17 protein-coding genes, 1 tRNA gene and 1 pseudogene are annotated in these 15,885 nt (G+C 72.7%); 13 read left to right on the forward strand and 6 right to left on the reverse strand.

What is annotated here, in order from left to right; translation table 11 throughout:
* Positions 1-28 precede the first annotated feature (28 nt).
* Positions 29-433, forward strand: a complete 405-nt coding sequence (locus E1166_RS23360; protein ID WP_132342038.1) for a YjbQ family protein — start codon at positions 29-31, stop codon at positions 431-433.
* A gap of 59 nt (positions 434-492) precedes the next feature.
* On the opposite strand, the gene E1166_RS23365 is transcribed toward E1166_RS23360, so the two are convergent.
* Entirely contained in the window at positions 493-2,157 is a 1,665-nt protein-coding gene (locus E1166_RS23365) for an alkaline phosphatase D family protein (protein WP_132342040.1), read from the reverse strand.
* A gap of 184 nt (positions 2,158-2,341) precedes the next feature.
* On the opposite strand from E1166_RS23365, the gene E1166_RS23370 reads away from it, so the two are divergent.
* From E1166_RS23370 to E1166_RS23390, 5 genes are all read left to right on the forward strand, one after another.
* Entirely contained in the window at positions 2,342-2,809 is a 468-nt protein-coding gene (locus E1166_RS23370) for a MarR family transcriptional regulator (protein ID WP_132342042.1), read from the forward strand.
* A 52-nt stretch (positions 2,810-2,861) separates the two neighbouring features.
* On the forward strand, positions 2,862-5,612 hold the full coding sequence (locus tag E1166_RS23375) for a transketolase C-terminal domain-containing protein (protein ID WP_132342044.1): 2,751 nt from the start codon (positions 2,862-2,864) through the stop codon (positions 5,610-5,612).
* Positions 5,613-5,723: 111 nt separating this feature from the next.
* Positions 5,724-6,161 (forward strand): DUF3052 domain-containing protein, encoded by a 438-nt coding sequence (locus E1166_RS23380; protein WP_132268254.1) that lies wholly within the window; start codon positions 5,724-5,726, stop codon positions 6,159-6,161.
* Positions 6,162-6,238: 77 nt separating this feature from the next.
* Positions 6,239-6,706, forward strand: coding sequence for a peroxiredoxin (locus E1166_RS23385; RefSeq protein WP_132342046.1), 468 nt, complete (start codon positions 6,239-6,241; stop codon positions 6,704-6,706).
* 83 nt (positions 6,707-6,789) lie between these two features.
* A tRNA-Val gene (locus E1166_RS23390) sits at positions 6,790-6,864 on the forward strand.
* A gap of 133 nt (positions 6,865-6,997) precedes the next feature.
* Here the strand turns inward: E1166_RS23390 and E1166_RS23395 are convergent.
* Positions 6,998-7,405, reverse strand: coding sequence for a hypothetical protein (locus E1166_RS23395; RefSeq protein WP_132342048.1), 408 nt, complete (start codon positions 7,403-7,405; stop codon positions 6,998-7,000).
* A gap of 158 nt (positions 7,406-7,563) precedes the next feature.
* Here E1166_RS23395 and E1166_RS23400 point away from each other — a divergent pair, with 158 nt between their 5' ends.
* Positions 7,564-7,989: a hypothetical protein gene (locus tag E1166_RS23400; protein WP_132342050.1), complete on the forward strand. Its 426-nt coding sequence runs from the start codon at positions 7,564-7,566 to the stop codon at positions 7,987-7,989.
* On the forward strand, positions 7,989-8,969 hold the full coding sequence (locus E1166_RS23405; RefSeq protein WP_132342064.1) for a phosphotransferase: 981 nt from the start codon (positions 7,989-7,991) through the stop codon (positions 8,967-8,969). The genes E1166_RS23400 and E1166_RS23405 overlap by 1 nt, the downstream gene beginning before the upstream one ends.
* 262 nt (positions 8,970-9,231) lie before the next feature.
* Here E1166_RS23405 and E1166_RS23415 read toward each other — a convergent pair whose 3' ends face one another.
* Both E1166_RS23415 and E1166_RS23420 read right to left on the reverse strand, forming a co-directional pair.
* On the reverse strand, positions 9,232-9,645 hold the full coding sequence (locus E1166_RS23415; RefSeq protein WP_207914449.1) for a VOC family protein: 414 nt from the start codon (positions 9,643-9,645) through the stop codon (positions 9,232-9,234).
* The gene (locus tag E1166_RS23420) at positions 9,642-10,007 is read right to left on the reverse strand and encodes a DUF1801 domain-containing protein (protein ID WP_132342052.1); all 366 of its coding nucleotides are present in this window, start codon (positions 10,005-10,007) and stop codon (positions 9,642-9,644) included. Before E1166_RS23420 ends, E1166_RS23415 begins: the two co-directional genes overlap by 4 nt.
* Before the next feature lie 130 nt (positions 10,008-10,137).
* Between E1166_RS23420 and E1166_RS23425 the strand changes: the two genes are divergently transcribed.
* Together E1166_RS23425 and E1166_RS23430 are read left to right on the forward strand one after the other, a co-directional pair.
* A complete protein-coding gene (locus E1166_RS23425) occupies positions 10,138-11,040 on the forward strand; it encodes a LysR family transcriptional regulator (RefSeq protein WP_132342054.1) in 903 nt (300 codons plus the stop codon).
* A gap of 165 nt (positions 11,041-11,205) precedes the next feature.
* Positions 11,206-12,003, forward strand: a complete 798-nt coding sequence (locus E1166_RS23430) for an alpha/beta hydrolase (RefSeq protein ID WP_132342056.1) — start codon at positions 11,206-11,208, stop codon at positions 12,001-12,003.
* A 63-nt stretch (positions 12,004-12,066) separates the two neighbouring features.
* Here E1166_RS23430 and E1166_RS23435 read toward each other — a convergent pair whose 3' ends face one another.
* On the reverse strand, positions 12,067-13,002 hold the full coding sequence (locus E1166_RS23435) for an aminoglycoside phosphotransferase family protein (RefSeq protein ID WP_132342058.1): 936 nt from the start codon (positions 13,000-13,002) through the stop codon (positions 12,067-12,069).
* A gap of 399 nt (positions 13,003-13,401) precedes the next feature.
* Between E1166_RS23435 and E1166_RS23440 the strand changes: the two genes are divergently transcribed.
* The gene (locus E1166_RS23440) at positions 13,402-14,550 is read left to right on the forward strand and encodes a polysaccharide pyruvyl transferase family protein (RefSeq protein ID WP_132342060.1); all 1,149 of its coding nucleotides are present in this window, start codon (positions 13,402-13,404) and stop codon (positions 14,548-14,550) included.
* Between the two features lie 3 nt (positions 14,551-14,553).
* Here the strand turns inward: E1166_RS23440 and E1166_RS23445 are convergent, their stop codons facing one another.
* On the reverse strand, positions 14,554-14,751 hold the full coding sequence (locus tag E1166_RS23445; RefSeq protein WP_132268280.1) for a hypothetical protein: 198 nt from the start codon (positions 14,749-14,751) through the stop codon (positions 14,554-14,556).
* Between the two features lie 83 nt (positions 14,752-14,834).
* On the opposite strand from E1166_RS23445, the gene E1166_RS23450 reads away from it, so the two are divergent.
* Both E1166_RS23450 and E1166_RS23455 read left to right on the forward strand, forming a co-directional pair.
* Positions 14,835-15,356 carry a DinB family protein gene (locus E1166_RS23450; protein ID WP_132342062.1) on the forward strand — a complete coding sequence of 174 codons (522 nt, stop codon included), beginning with the start codon at positions 14,835-14,837 and terminating at the stop codon, positions 15,354-15,356.
* A gap of 59 nt (positions 15,357-15,415) precedes the next feature.
* Positions 15,416-15,885, forward strand: a pseudogene (locus E1166_RS23455) (ATP-dependent helicase); the annotation flags it as partial.

Below are 15,885 nucleotides of genomic sequence, written 5' to 3' on the forward strand. Positions count from 1 at the left end.
GGGTAGGCCGGTGCGGCAGAATGCCCCTGTGCGCAGTGAGGTGATCACCGTCCGGACCGGATCCCGGCCGACCGTCCTGGACATCACCGCCGAGGCCGAACGGTTCGTCACCGGGCAGGGCGACGGGCTGCTGCACGTCTTCGTCCCGCACGCCACCGCCGGTCTGGCGATCATCGAGACCGGCGCCGGCTCCGACGACGACCTCCTGCGCGCCCTCGACGACCTGCTTCCCACCGACGACCGGTGGCGGCACCGGCACGGCTCGCCCGGCCACGGCCGCGACCACGTGCTGCCCGCCGTCGTCCCGCCGTACGCGACGCTGCCCGTGCTGGGCGGGCGGTTGCAACTGGGCACCTGGCAGTCGATCTGCCTGGTCGACACCAACGGCGACAACCCCGACCGCCAGGTCCGCTTCTCCTTCCTGCCGGGCTGACCCGGCCGGAGGCCCTCCCCGGGCCGACCCCCGGCCGGGTCGCCACCCCGCTGCCCGGGTCAGCGGCCCGAGGTCTCCGTCTCGACGGTGTGCCGGTCCTGGTCGACCTCGGCAGCCAGGCCCCGGCCGGTGGCCGGCGGCCGGTCGTACGTCTGGTGCAGCCCGGGCACCCGGTCCTCGATGGCGAACGAGGCCCGCACGTGCGCGGGGGCGTTCGGCCGGCTCACGTACGGCAACACGGTGAAGTCGGCGGTGAGCCGCGCCGGGGTGATCGTGGTGCGGACGAAGCCGCGCAGGTTGTTCTGGAAGCGCAGGTGCGGGTTCGTCCTGAGCCACGGGTGCGAGCCGCTGGCCGAGTCGAAGCCGTCGCCGCCCGAGGTGACCGACGAGCAGACCAACTCGCTGCCGACGGTGCGGGAGGTCGGGTCGGTGTAGTCGAGCTTCAGGTCGCTGGCCCAGTGCGCGTGCACGTCCCCGGTGAGCACCACCGGGTTGCGTACCCCGGCGGCCACCCAGCCCCGGGTGATCCGGTCCCGGGAGGCGAGATAGCCGTCCCAGGCGTCCATGCTGGTGACGGTGAGCGGCCCGGCGTCGCGGTCCCGCTGGGCGAAGAAGACCTGCTGACCGAGGAGATCCCAGCGGGCCTCGGAGCGGCGGAATCCGTCCAGCAGCCACGCCTCCTGCTCCGCGCCGGTGATCGACCGGGTCGGCTCGGCGGCGGCGGCGCAGCTCCGGTAGCCGTCGCCGCAGGCCTGGTCGTCGCGGTACTGCCGGGTGTCGAGCAGGTGGAAGCTGGCCAGCCGCCCCCACCGCACCCGCCGGTAGAGCTGCATGTCGATGCCGCGCGGCACCGACGCGCGCCGCAACGGCATGTTCTCGTAGTACGCCTGCAACGCCGCGGCCCGCCGGGCCAGGAAGTTCGGGTCCGGCTCCTCGGGCACCTCGTCGGCCCAGTTGTTCTCGACCTCGTGGTCGTCGAAGACCACCAGCCACGGGGCGACGGCGTGCGCCGCCTGGAGGTCCGGGTCGGTCTTGTACTGGGCGTGCCGCTGCCGGTAGTTGGCCAGGGTCCGGGTCTCCGGCCCCTCGTGGCCGCGTGGCCGGGTCGGCCCGACCTCCCGGGCGTACTCGTACTGGTAGTCGCCCAGGTGCAGGATCAGCTCCGGTTCCGTCTCGGCCAGCCGGCGGTACGCGGTGAACCAGCCCTGCTCGAAGTGCGAGCAGGAGGCGAAGCCCATGGCCAGCGAGGCCGGCATGGTCCACGGCGTGGGTGCGGTCCGGGTACGACCGACCGGCGAGGTGTGCCCCTCGGCGTGGAAGCGGTAGAAGTACTCGCGTCCGGGCAGCAGCCCGTTCAGCTCCACGTGGACGCTGTGCGCCGACCCGGGGTGCGCGTCCCGCACCCCACGCCGGACCACCCGCCGGAACAGTTCGTCGGCGGCCACCTCCCAGTGCACCTCGACGCCGCGGCGGGGCATCCCACCGAGACCGTCCTCGGCCAGCGGTTGCGGGGCCAGCCGGGTCCAGAGCACGAAGCCCTCGTGATCCGGGTCGCCGGAGGCCACCCCGAGGGTGAACGGCCAGGCCAGCCGCCGGTGAGCGGCCGTGCCGACCGGCCCGGGCCGGACCGTGCCGGCGCGGGCCACGGCGAGTGGGCCGGCCGCCGCGCCGGCCACGCCGAGCGCCGCGCCGGTGGTCAGGACAGCACGTCGGGACAGTGTCACGTTTCCTCCCCAGGGTCCGCTTGCGCAGCCGACGCCCAGCAGCGTCACGAGCGCGGGTGACCGCCAGGTGACAGCCGGTGCCCCAGACCGTCACCGACACGGGAACAGCGGGCGTGCGTGGCCCCCGGTGGACGCCGCACCTGGTGGAGCTGGTCAACTGTTGATCCGGGCGTACGATCTGGGCATGACGCAGCCTGCCGCTCCGGCCGGGGCCCATCCCGGCCACCGGATCGGTCTGGCCGAGGACGTGGTCCGGCGACTCGTGCACGTCGCCTCCGCCGTCCGGCACCACCGCGACGCCGACCTCGCCGGCCTGGGGCTGACCCCGGCGACCGCCCGCGCCCTGGACGAACTCGACCCTGACCGCCCGCTGCCGGCCCGCGATCTCGCCGAACAACTGCGCTGCGACCGGTCCAACGTCACGGCGCTGATCGACCGGCTGGAGTGCGCCGGCCTGGTGGAACGCCGGGCCGACCCCACCGACCGGCGGCAGAAGACCCTGGTCGTCACGGAGGCGGGCCGCCAGGTACGCGACCGGGTCCGCCAGGTGATGTCCGACTCGCGACTGCTGGACCCGCTCACCACCGACGAGCTGGCCATCCTGCGCGAACTGGTGTGGAAGGTCTCCGACGGGGGCTGCCCGCAGGACTGAACCGCCTCCGGGCGAATCGTGTCTGACTGGGCGGTGTTGGCCTTCGTCGGTAATGCTGAGCGACGTGACCACCCCGCAAGATCTCGACGACCGGTTCCGGGAGAGCCTGGGCGCACTGCCCGAGCCCGAGCGGCGGCGTGACCCGGCAGCGCCGGTCCGCGACGGCAGCACGCTGACCGGCCGGCAGCTGCTCGCCCTCTTCGACGCCCAGGTCAACAGTCGCCAGCTCGACCTGGCCGGGCGCTGGCTGCACAGCTTCGACGAGGGCTACCACACCGTCGGCTCGGCCGGTCACGAGGCCAACGCCGCGGTGGCCGCCGCGCTGCGCCCGACCGACCCGGCGCTGCTGCACCACCGCTCCGGCGCCTTCTACGGCATTCGGGCCGCCCAGGCCGCCGGGGAGTTCCCCGGCCCGGCCGCCGGCACCTCGGCCGCCGGCACCTCGGCCGCCGGCACCTCGGCCGCCGGCACCTCGGCCGCCGACACGCCGGCCGCCGGCCCGGCCGCGCCCACCAGCGGCGACATCGGTCCCGCCGCTGACGGCGGCGGCGCCGACCCGGCACATGCGGGCCGGCCCGCCGGGGCCGGCCTCCTCGACTCCGACGGCACCGGCCTGTCCGGCGGCGGCCAGCCCGCCACCCGGTCAGCGAGCACGGTGACCGCCGCCTACCGGGTCGGCGCCGACGGCGTCACCGAGGCGGTCGGCACCGATCCGGTCGACAGTGCAACGGCCGCCATCGACGCAGCGGGTCGCCAGCCGGCCGTCGAAGCCGCCGCGTCCGCCGACGCCCCGGCCGGTGACCCCGCCGCCGCTGCCCCGGCCGGCGACGACCCCGCCAGCTTCACCGGGGACGCCTACGCGGCGGCGGCGCGGGACGTGCTGCGCGGCATGGTCGCCTCGGCCCGGGAACCGATCGCCGGCGGCCGGCACAAGGCATTCGGCCGCGCTGACCTGGCCGTCGTACCCACCACCGCCGTCGCCGCCACGCACCTGCCCCGGGCCGTCGGTCTCGGCCTCGCCCTGGAACGGCTGCGCCGGGTGGAGGCCGCCGGTCGGCGCGGCGACGAACCCGCCCTGCGCTCCCCGTGGCCCCGCGACGCCATCGTGGTCTGCTCCTTCGGCGACGCCTCGGTCAACCACGCCGGCGCCACCGCCGCCCTCAACACCGCCGGCTGGTACGACCACACCGGCCTGCGCATCCCGGTGCTCTTCGTCTGTGAGGACAACGGCCTGGGCGTCAGCGTCCGCTCGCCGGAGGGCTGGGTGGAGCGTGCCCTGCGGTCCCGACCGGGGGTGCGCTACTTCGCCGCCGACGGCGAGGACCCGGTCGACACGTACGCCGTCGCCGCCGAGGCGGCGGCCTGGGTACGCCGGCACCGGCGGCCGGCGGTGCTGCACCTGCGCACCGTACGGCTGATGGGGCACGCCGGGGACGACGTGGAGACCACGTACCGCAGTGCCGCGGAGATCGCCGCCGACGAGGCCCGCGACCCGGTGCTGGCCACCGCCCGGCTGCTCGTGGAAGCCGGCGTGGCCGGCGGGGCGGAACTGCTCACCCGGTACGACGAACGCGGCTGGCAGGTCCGCCGGATCGCCGAGGAGGTGCTGGAGGAGCCGAAGCTGGGCACGGTCGCCGAGGTGGTCGCCCCGCTGGCGCCCCGCCGCCCGTCCCGGGTCGCCGCCGTGGTGGCCGAGGTGGCCGCCCGGGCCGTCGGGTCGGCAGCCGGGGCGCGGGTCGAGGCGTTCGGTGGCAAGCCGCCCGAGCTGGCCGGCCCGCTCACCCTCGCGCAGAGCATCAACGCCGCCCTCACCGACGGGATGCTGGCCTATCCGGGCATGGCCGTCTTCGGTCAGGACGTGGCCGCCAGAGGCGGGCCCCACGGGGTGACGAGAGGGCTGCGGGAGCGGTTCGGCGCCGCCCGGGTCTTCGACACGGTCCTCGACGAGACCTCGGTGCTGGGGCTCGGCCTGGGCGCCGGACTGGCCGGGCTGCTGCCGGTGCCGGAGATCCCGCACCTGGCGTACCTGCACCACGCCGAGGACCAGCTGCGCGGTGAGGCGGCCACCATGCAGTTCCGCTCCCAGGGGGCGTTCCGCAATCCGATGGTGCTGCGGGTGCCGGGGCTGGCCTACCGGGAGAGCTCCGGCGGGCACGTACCCCACGACAACTCGCTGGCCGTACTGCGCGATGTGCCGGGCCTGGTGATCGCGGTGCCGGCGCGGCCGGACGACGCCGCACCCCTGCTACGGACCTGCCTGGCCGCCGCGGCGGTGGACGGCACGGTCAGTGTGTTCCTGGAGCCGACCGCGCTCTACCACGTGCGCGACCTCTACGAACCCGGCGACGGCGAGTGGCTGGGCCGGTACGCCGAACCGGGCGGGTGGGCGGCCGGGCACGTACCCATCGGCCGGGCCCGGGTCTACGGCGTCGGATCGGCCGAGGACGTCACGATCCTCACCTTCGGTAACGGGGTGCGGATGTCGCTGCGGGCGGCGGCCACCCTCGCCGACGAGGGGGTCGGCACCCGGGTGGTGGACCTGCGGTGGCTGGCTCCGTTGCCGGTGGCGGACCTCCTGCGGGAGGCCTCGGCGACCGGCCGGGTGCTGGTGGTCGACGAGACGCGCCGCTCCGGCGGGGTGGCGGAGGGGATCATCGCGACGCTGGTCGACGGCGGTTTCGTCGGTGCCGTGCGGAGGGTTGCCGGAGTTGACGCCTTTGTACCATTGGGTCCGGCGGCACGCACGGTGCTGGTCTCCGAGGAAGCCATCACCGAGGGTGCCCGTACGCTGCTGGCACGGTAAATTCCGTTCCACCCGGTGCGCCACTTGCGCGGCGAGCCGCAACTGTGTGGACTTGGCCCAACGGCGTCGCACGATGCCGCGAGCAAGGATGAGATGAGGAGGCACGCGACAGTGAGCGCGACCGCTGGTCAGGCCGCCGACGGGGTACGCAGCCTGGCGGACCGGTTCGGGATCGAGCCGGGGATGGTCGTCATGGAGATGGGGTACGACGACGACGTCGACCAGGATCTCCGCGACGCCCTTACCGACCGCTGTGGAGAGCTGGTCGACGAGGACACCGACGAGGTGGTCGACGCGGTGCTGGTCTGGTACCGCGACGGCGACGGTGACCTCTTCGAACTCCTCGTCGACGCCCTCGGCCCGCTGGCCGACGCCGGTGTCGTGTGGCTGCTGACCCCCAAGGCCGGGCGCGACGGGCACGTCGAGCCGAGCGAGGTCGCCGAGTCCGCGCAGACCGCCGGGCTCCAGCAGACCTCCACCGTCAACGCCGGCCGGGACTGGAGCGGTGCCCGCCTCGTGCTGCGCCGCGGATCCAAGGGCAAGAAGTAGTCCGGTCGCCACACCCGGCGGCGGTCGCCACCGGGTGTGGCAGGCTGAGGCCACCTCAACCCATCCAAGGAGCTCGCATGCCGATCGAGGTTGGCGCCGAGGCGCCCGACTTCGTGCTCAAGGACCAGAACAACCAGGAGGTCCGGCTCTCGGACTTCCGTGGCCGGCGCACCGTGCTGCTGGTCTTCTACCCGCTCGCCTTCACCGGCATCTGCCAGGGTGAACTCTGCGAGGTACGGGACAACCTCAACGACTATGCCAACGACGACGTCCAGGTGCTCACCGTCAGCGTCGACTCGGTCTACGCCCACAAGATCTGGGCCGACCGGGAGGGCTACCAGTTCCCCCTGCTGGCCGACTTCTGGCCGCACGGCGCGGTCGCCCAGGCGTACGGCGTCTTCAACGAGGTGGCCGGCATCGCCAACCGGGGCACCTTCGTCATCGACAAGACCGGCGTCGTCCGGTTCGCCGAGATGAACATGCCGGGCGAAGCCCGCGACCAGCAGGGCTGGCGCAAGGCCCTCGCCGAGGCCGCCGCCGGCTGACACCTTCACCGGGTACGCCGTTGCGCCGGGCCGGAGGCCGGCAGGTAAGCTTGCCACCCTCCGGCCCGCCGTACGGGCGTTCCGGGCGCGTAGCTCAGTGGGAGAGCACTCGCCTTACAAGCGAGGGGTCGCAGGTTCGAAACCTGCCGCGCCCACCACACACGACCAGCAAAAACCGCCCCGAGAAGATCAGTTCCGGGGCGGTGACAGTGACAGCAGGGGGCGTGGACACGCAGCCACCGAGGTGAGGCGAGTTGGCCGTCGGCTGCCGGCGGCGCGGACGCTCCTCGGTCAGACGTTCGGGTTCTGCACCTTGGGCTGCATCTGAGTGACGGCGGCGTAGGCAACGCTTCCGGGTAGGGCACCGAGTACGGACGCCAGGAAGCCGTCCCAAGGCTGCGTCAACCATCCTTTGAACATCAACGCAGCGGTGAGGGCCGCAGGTACCGCGATCAGTAGCGCTGCCGCAAGCGCCCACCACGACCGCCGATCCTCCCGCTGATGCAGAAACATCAGCGCAGCCATCAACGCCACCAGCCCGTCCGAGAAAAACCACAAGGTGGCAAGGATGAAGGCAGCCGCAAAGGCCAATCCGATGGCCGATCGCCGCAGAGCAACGGGGAACGATACGGCGTCCTGCTGCGAGGTGTCTTCATGCCCGACAGGGCCAGCGGGCATGCTCGTTACCGGCTCGTCCACCCATCGATGGTCTCAGCAGTGAATCGCCGGTGGCTGCCGGCCTTGCCTAATTTCGCATGATGGTTGACGAACGGCGTCGGCGGTCGTTTGACGCCTGGTCGTGATCGATTAGGTCCTGGCCTGGTGCTGCGATCGATCGTAGGGGTTAACCTCCCGACGTGACCCGAGATCTGCCACGCGAGATCAAGAGGCTGGGTAAGGCTGAGCTGGTCGCACTCGCGCAACGGGCGAGGGACCTGCATCTCGGCTCCGGTCGGCGCGCCGACCGGATCACCGAGCACGTCGAGAACAGCCGTGCGGCGTTCATGCGGGCGGTCCTGCGCGAGTCCACCCCGCAGCCCTGCTACCGCACCCTTGTTCTCGCGCACCGCCTGGATGGCAGCGTGGAGCACTTCCCCCTCGACGTGCTCCCAGGTGAGTTCGCCGCATTGCCGGAGGTGAGTTCTGCGGAGCTGCTCAAGCTGACGCGGTGGGCGTTGTCCTGGGTACCGATCAGTGATCTGCCCGCCGAGTACCAGGCCGAGTGGGACCGGACGCGTCGAGGTGAATCCCTGGAGTCGCCCGGTGGGTGTCCGAGCTTGTGATGTGGTGGTCGGCTGCCCCGATGTTGGAGATGTTGTGGGAGGCCCAGAACCCCCACCACACCCTCGAGGGCCGGTTCGGCTTCAGCGACGGGCGGGCGGCCGGCCGCTGGGTCGCCGACACCCTGGACAAGCACTGGGGCGTTCGCATCGACTCGTGCGAGCGGATCGTCATGAGCGGCGGCAACGCGCTGGCCTGGGTCAGCACGCCGACCGGTCGGCTGCTCGCGAAGTGGTCAGTAGTGCCCGACCGTTTGCCGCGTCTGGCGGAGACGGCGCGTCTCACGAACTGGCTCCACGGCCGGGGGCTGCCGGTCTCGGCGCCGGTTCCCGCGCGAGACGGCCGCCTCCAGGTCGAGGTCGACCGTGTCTCGATGGGCCTGCAGCGCGAGATCGTGGGAGATCTCCTCGACACCGCCGATTCCAACCAGGTGCGGGCGGCTGGAGCCGTACTGGCTCGGTTGCAGGACGCGCTGGCGGCGTACCCGGACGCCGATCAGATTCCCGCATTCGCCGTTCCGTCCGAACCATTGGTGGCCCGGATTACCGACTGGCTCGACTCCCGCGCCGACCACCTACCGGCGGCGGCTCGCGACACGCTGCGTGGGCTGGTCTCCAGCGCGCCACCCGACCGGCTTCCCCAGCAGCTCGTCCACTTTGACTTCCGCTCCGCCAACATCTTGTGTGATCGCGGCGAGATCACCGCGATCCTCGACTTCGAGGAAGCCCAGCGGGAGCACCGACTCGTCGAGCTGGCCCGCGCGGCGGTCCTGCTCGGCACCCGCTACCACAACTGGGGGCCGGTGCCGGCCGAGGTCCGCGCGGACTTCCTTACCGGTTACCAGTCCGAGCGCCCGCTGACCCCGGCCGAGGCGGACTGGATGGACATCCTCCTGCTCTGGCAGAGCTTGGCAATGGTGCCATCCGGAGACGACCCGACCGGGTGGGGACCGTCAGCGCTGAGCCAGCTGACCCGACCCTAACCTTGTCCTCCTGGGGCAGGTACTCCCACCGGATCGCGGTGTAGAGCACGAACAGGAGCCCGCACAACACCTTCCGGTCATCCAACGGCTTACGGCCGGGGTAGCGGTACCCCCGTGGTGGGCGGGGTGGCAGCAGCGGCCCGCCCGTGTACGCGCCGAGGATGGTGTCCCACCTGCCGTGTCGACGGGCCAACGTCATGGCACGGAGCCGGTTGACGCTCGGGTCAGGCCCGGCCGGCGGCGACACGCGCCACAATCCCTGTTACGCGATCAGCGGTGTTGTCGGTTGCGCGTCGGCGGGGTACCAGCGCAGTTCGACGGTGTTGCGGTCGGGGTCCTGGACGTAGAGGGAGACGGCCTCGCCCCGGGCGCCGTATCGGCCCACCGGCCCCTCGAGGACGGTGAAGACGCCGGAGACGATGACCTCGTGCCAGTCCAGTGGGTCGACCACCAGGCAGATGTGGTCGACGTTCGGCTCGCCCCGGTCGCGGCGGACCAGGTCGATGATGGTGTCCGGGGTGACGCGTACCGAGGGGAATGGGACCTGCCCGTCTCGCCACTGGTCGACACGCACCGGTTCGAGGCCGAGTACCCCGCAGTAGAACGCCAGCGACCGCTCGACATCCTCGACGTTGAGTACCAGATGGTCGAATTCACGGACCCGCACGGTGGTCACTTCCCCTCCTCCAGGACGCGGGCCTGGCGCAGCCAGTCGGTGAACAGCGGCGCGTCGATGTCGGCGGCGGACGTGAGCCGTACCGAGGCCATCTGCCGGCTGCCCGGGATCAGGCGGCCGGACCGGTCCCTGATCTGCTGTCCCCGCCACAGCCCGAAGGTGACGTGCGAGGTGTAGGCCTTCAGTAGGCAGATGGGCCGCCGGCCGGATGCTTCGCCAAGTCCCCACACCGGATGGCCGTGCCACACCATGCCGGTCGCATCGGGCAGCGCCTCGTCGATCAGCGGGCGGGCGGCTTCGCCGATCTCCCGCGGCCCGGGTTCCAGCCCGGTCAGATAGCCATCGATGTCAATGGTCTTCATGGTTCTCCTGTCGCAGAGCCTGTCCGCCGGGTCGCCCCGGTGACGCCCTCCACGATTCGCCATCCGGCGACGGTGACCAAGTCATGATCGGACTACGATCGTTGAGCCGGATTCAACAAAGGGGGGCGGCGTGCTGGAGCGCCACGAGATCGAGACGTTCCTGACGCTCGCCGAGGAGATGCACTTCGGTCGTAGCGCCGAGCGCCTGCGGGTGACCACCGGCCGGATCAGCCGCGTCATCAAGAAGCTGGAGCGGCGGGTCGGTGCTGCGCTGTTCGAGCGCACCAGCCGGGTCGTCCGCATCACGCCCATCGGCCGGCAGCTGGCCGACGACCTGACTCCGCTGGTCGCGCAGATGGACGCGGCCCTCAGTCGGGCGGTCGACGCCGGCCGCGGTGTGACTGGCCAACTGCGGGTGGCGTTCCTCGGTGAGTACCTCGCGCCGGTGCTGCTCAAGGCGGTCAAACTCTTCACCGCGCGGCATCCCGACTGCGAGGTCGACGTGCGTGAGGTCCAGCTCTACAACTCGCGAGCCAGCCTGCTGGACGGCTCGGTCGACATACTCGTCGCCGCGTACCCCTTCGACGGCATGGCCCGCGGACCCGCCCTGATGGTGGAGCGACGCGTACTCGCTGTGGCCGCCACCCACCCGCTGGCCGGCCGGACGTCGGTGTCGCTGGAAGTGCTCGCCGATCACCCGGTCGTGCAGTACCCGGCGGTGACCTCGGCCGAGTTCAAGCGCGACCGTACGCCCGAGCACACGCCGTCCGGCCGAGCCGTCCCCAGAGGCCCGCGCGGCAACACGTTCTCGGAAATGCTGTCGCTCGTCGCGTTGGGTCGGGGTGTGTTACCGGTGGGAGAGCAGACCGAGCGCTACCACCCCCGCCCTGACATCGTCTACGTGCCGATTCACGACGCCCCGCCGATCGAGCGGGGACCGGTCTGGCTGGAGGCGAACACGACCGCCCGGGTACGCGAGTTCGTCCGCGCCGCGACCGACGCCAACCCGCCCGTTGTGGTCGCCGGGCCCTGATCATGGGGCGGCTCCTGGCGACGTTCACGCCGAACCGGTCAGGGAACACCCGGTCCCGCATACCATCAGGTCAGGGGCACCTGCCCGGGGGAGGGGACGCGGTACTCACTCCGCACGCCCGGCGTCACGTATCCACAGCCGGCTCGGCGGGACGGGAGGCGGCGGGTGGGCTACGCGGAGGTCAACGGACTGCGCCTCTGGTACGAGGTGCACGGCACCGGCCGTCCGCTGGTGCTGCTGCACGGCGGGTACGGCACGACGGGGATGTTCGACCCGATCCTGCCCGCCCTCACCACCAGACGTCGGGTGATCGCCGTCGACCTCCAGGGGCACGGCCGCACCGCCGACATCGACCGCCCGTTGCGGTACGAGTCGATGGCCGACGACGTCGCCGCGTTGCTGCGTCACCTCAATGTGGCCGAGGCCGACCTGCTGGGCTACTCCCTCGGCGGCGGGGTCGCGTTGCGGGCCGCGATCGGGCACCCCGGCCTGGTCCGGCGGCTGGTGCTGGTGTCGACCCCGTGCCGGCGGCGGGGCTGGTACCCGGAGGTGCTCGCCGCGATGGCGGCCCAGGACGAGCGAGCCGGCGAGCGGATGCGTGGCACGCCCGCGTACGAGCGGTACGCGCGGATCGCCCCCCGCCCCGAGGACTGGCCCCGGCTCTGGGCCAAGACCGGTGAGCTGCTGCGCCGCGAGTACGACTGGTCGGCGGAGGTGGCCGCCGGCACCGTGCCCACGCTGCTGGTCTACGCCGACGCCGACTCGATTCCGGTGACCCACATGGCGGAGTTCTTCGGGCTGCTCGGCGGAGGTCACCGTGACGCCGGCGGGGACGGCGCGGACCGGCCCGTCTCCCGACTGGCGGTGCTGCCCGGCCTGACCCATCACGACATCGTCGCCTCGCCGGCTCTGCCCGCCGTCGTCCTGCCCTTCCTCACCCACCAGGTCCGCGCGCCGCAGTGATCGGTCCGGCGGTCATCGGCCGCGGCGTTCAGCGGGAGCGCGGTCTCAGCGCGGCGGCCGGCATCAGCGCAGCCGCTGGGCTATCCAGGGCAGCACGGCGTCCGCCTGGGCCTGCTGAAACGCGCGGAGGGTCGGGATGCCCGGCGGCGGGGGCCGCCGCGCCGCGTCGGTGAAGAACGCGGCCATGCCGGCGTACACGCCGGTGAGGGCATCGGGGTCGACGTCGGCGGTCAGCGGCAGCCGGCGCAGCAGCGCCTCGGTGTCGTGGCCACCGTGCAGCCGTACGTTGATCAGCAGCAGGGCGGTGTCCAGCCAGGCCGGACCCCGGCAGGCCCACGGCCAGTCGACCACGGTCATCGTGCCGGCGGCGTCGACCAACAGGTTGTCCGCCCGTACGTCGAGGTGGCACAGCGTGTCGCCGACGAGCGCCGCGATGCCCCGATCCGCCAGGTCACACAGCTCGTCCAGGTGGGCCCGGGCCCACGGGTCGAGACCGTCGGGCGGGTCGGCCGCGATCCGCCGCCAGCCGGTGAAGTCGTACCTCAACTGCTCGGCGGCGGTCGGCACCTGCGCGATCGGGCTCGGATTGAGCGCGGCGGACAGGGTCGCCAGAGTACCCAGCACCGCGTCGAGTTCGTCGGGACGCCACGGCGTCGCCGGATGCCGGCCGTCGACGTCGGTCAGCACCAGCGCCACCCACTCACCGTCGTCGTGGCAGCCCAGCAGGCGGGGCGTGGGCGCGTACGCGGGAAGATCGGCGCTCACCCGCGCCTCGTTGCGGTGCATCCCGGGGGTGTCCCGATTCAACGCCGGGCTGGCCGCCTTGACGAAGGCCCGCCGGCCGCTCGCCGTGCGGACCCGGTCGGCCGTGCCGGGGGAGTACCCGCCGGGCTGGGAGACCGCCGCCACCACCCGGTCGCCGAGGATGTCCTCCACCGCGGACCGGACGTGCCCGGGCAGGTCGTCCCAGCCGATCCGGGTCTTCGTCGGGCTGTCCATACCCACACGGTTGCCCGGGGCGGGGCGCCCGGGCAACCGCATTACCGGGCTGCCCTTCCTGCCGCCGGATCCGCCCGCGGCGTTTGTCGGGCCAGATAGCCCAGGATGACCGCTGCACTGTCGAAGGGGCGGGTCTCGACCCGACGGAACCGGAGCGGGTCCAACGCCCGGCTGCCGCTTCAGGTCGCTGAGGACGCCCGATTCGACATCGACGAGGTGGTTTCGGCCCTCGCGTCCCGACTGATCCCTCCGGCCCACTGACCGTCGCGCTCATGGCGGGTGATCGACGTCGTTTGCGGCAAGGTGAGGTGTCTGGCACCCGGGCTCTGCCCGGATGGCCAGGTATGGCCCAGACCGCAACGGGAAACCGGCCCCGACGTACCCGGGGAGGAGTGGCGGATGAGACACGGCACCGGACTGACCATCGGTGTGCTCGGCTCGTACGGCGGTCGGAACCTCGGCGACGAGGCGATCCTCAGCGGCCTCCTGGCCGACCTGCGGGCGCAGGAACCCAACGCCCGGATCATCGTCTTCTCCCGCAATCCCGCCCACACCGCCGTCGCTCACCCGGATGTGGAGGCCGTGCCCTGGGAGGGGGTCAGCCGGGTCGACTCCGCCGAGGTGCTCGCCCGGCTCGACCTGTTGATCCTCGGCGGCGGCGGCATCCTGTACGACAAGGAGGCCCGGCGCTACCTGCGGGTCGTCCGGGTCGCCCAGGAGCGAGGGCTGCCGCTGCTGACGTACGCGGTCGGCGTGGGGCCGCTCAGCGACGGAGTGGACACCGGCATGGTCCGGGAAACCCTGGCCGGAGCCACCGAAGTCACCGTGCGGGACCAGGAGTCCCGGATGGTGCTGGAGGAAACGGGTCTGGTCAACCCGATCACCGTCACCGCCGACCCGGCGTTCCTGCTGGAACCGGAGGATTTCCCCGCCCAGCTGCTGCGCGAGGAGGGCGTCCCGGCCGGTCGGCGGCTGGTCGGCCTCAGCGTCCGCGAGCCCGGGCGGGCGGCGGAACGGCTCGACGTCGACGCGTACCACCGGCTGATCGCCCAGGTCGGCGACTTCCTGGTGCAGCGGATCGACGCGTACGTGCTGTTCGTGCCGATGGAACGCGACGACATCCGGCACTCGCACGGGGTGCTGTCGCACATGGTCGCCGCCGAGCGGGGCCGCATCCTGCACGGCGACTACTCACCCCGACAGGTGCTCGGCCTGATGAAGCACTTCGACCTGGTGGTGGGTATGCGGCTGCACTTCCTGATCTTCGCCGCGATGGTGGGCACGCCGTTCCTGCCGCTGCCGTACGCCGGGAAGGTCTTCGACCTGGCCCAGCGGCTCGGCGTGCCGGCACTGCGCGGCGTGGAACGGGAGGTGGAAGGCCCGCTGCTGGCGGAGGTCGACCGACTCTGGGACGAGCGGGAGTCCCGCGCCGAGGAGACCGCGCGCCGCGTCGCCGAGGTCTGCGACCAGGCCCGGGGCACCTCACAGGTCACCCGGGCGGTGCTGGAGAGCCTGCGTAACCGGTCCCTGGCGCGGATGGCCGCCTGAGCGTCAGACCGCCGGCCCGCGCCAGCGGTAGCACCAGCCGTCGCCGGCCGACTCCAACTCGTAGATCTCCGCGTCGACCAGACCCTCCGCGCCCAGATGGTGATGGGTCAGCGGCGGACGGTCGTTGCTGTCCAGCTCCACGTCGATCGCCTCGCCGTCCGCCGGGCCGCCCGCCAGAGGGATCCGCACCGTTGTCGCCATACGCCCCATCCTGCCCGCCGCGCCGCCGCCCCGCAGCGTTTGCCGGGGCAGCGGCCCGGCGGCCACCCGGCTAGGGTCCGAGGATGGCCGAGATCGCGATCGATCCCACCCTGGGGCCGGTGCGGGCCCGTACCGGCGACGAGCGGGCCGTGCTCGGTGCGTTCCTCGACCTCCACCGGGCCGTCGTGCTGCGCAAGGTGCGCGACCTCACCGATGCGGACGCCGCCCGCCGGCTGGTGCCGTCCGCGACCACCCTCGCCGGTCTGGTGAAACACCTCACCATCGTCGAGCGGAACTGGTTCCAGGTGCTGCTCGACCCCGCGCCCGGCGACCGGTTCCCGACCAGTGAGGAGGACGCGGCGGCGAGTTTCGCCCTGAGCGAGGGGGAGACGCTGGCGGATCTGGTCACCGCGTACGAGGCGCAGTGCGCCCGGTCACGGGAGCTGGCCGCCCGGTTCCCGCTGGACCACGTTGTCGGACAGCCGCAGCTCGGCGAGGTGTCACTGCGCTGGATCCTGGTCCACCTGATCGAGGAGACCGCCCGGCACGCCGGTCACGCCGACATCCTCCGCGAGCTGACCGACGGCGAGACCGGCGCCGTCTGATCCGGCGGGCCGTCGGCGCCGCCTATCCTGGGCCGGCGGGTGTCGACGAGGGGGAAACTGTGCTGGTCGTCCACGGGGTGTGGCTGACGGACGCCGGCCTCGCCGTATGGGCCGAGGACACCGCGCTGCCGGCCCGCGCGCCGCGCCGCCCCGGCCGGGCCCCGCGCGAACGCCCGCACCCGTTCGCCGCCGACCACGCCACGCTGACCGCCGCGCTCGGCGACGCGCCGGCGGTGGCCGGCTCCGCGCTGCTCACCCTGCCCACCCGCGCCGGCTCGCCGATGGACTCGCCCGAGCTGGTCCGGACCGCCGTCGCCGAGCCGGCACGCGGTTCGGTCACCCTCGCCGGGTGGCGGGTTCCCGTGCTCGGGTACGACCCGGACGCCGCGCTGGCGTTGCTGCGTACCCTCGGCGACCGTGCCGCCGTGCCCGGCGCGACCCTGCGCCACCTCGCGGAGCTGGCCGACTTCGCGGTCGACCTGGTGGCCCGGGGGCGGCTGCTGCCCGGCCTCGCCGACCGGCCCCCGAC

The organism is Micromonospora sp. KC213 (assembly GCF_004348325.1).
In the GTDB taxonomy this organism is placed as follows: Bacteria; Actinomycetota; Actinomycetes; order Mycobacteriales; family Micromonosporaceae; genus Micromonospora.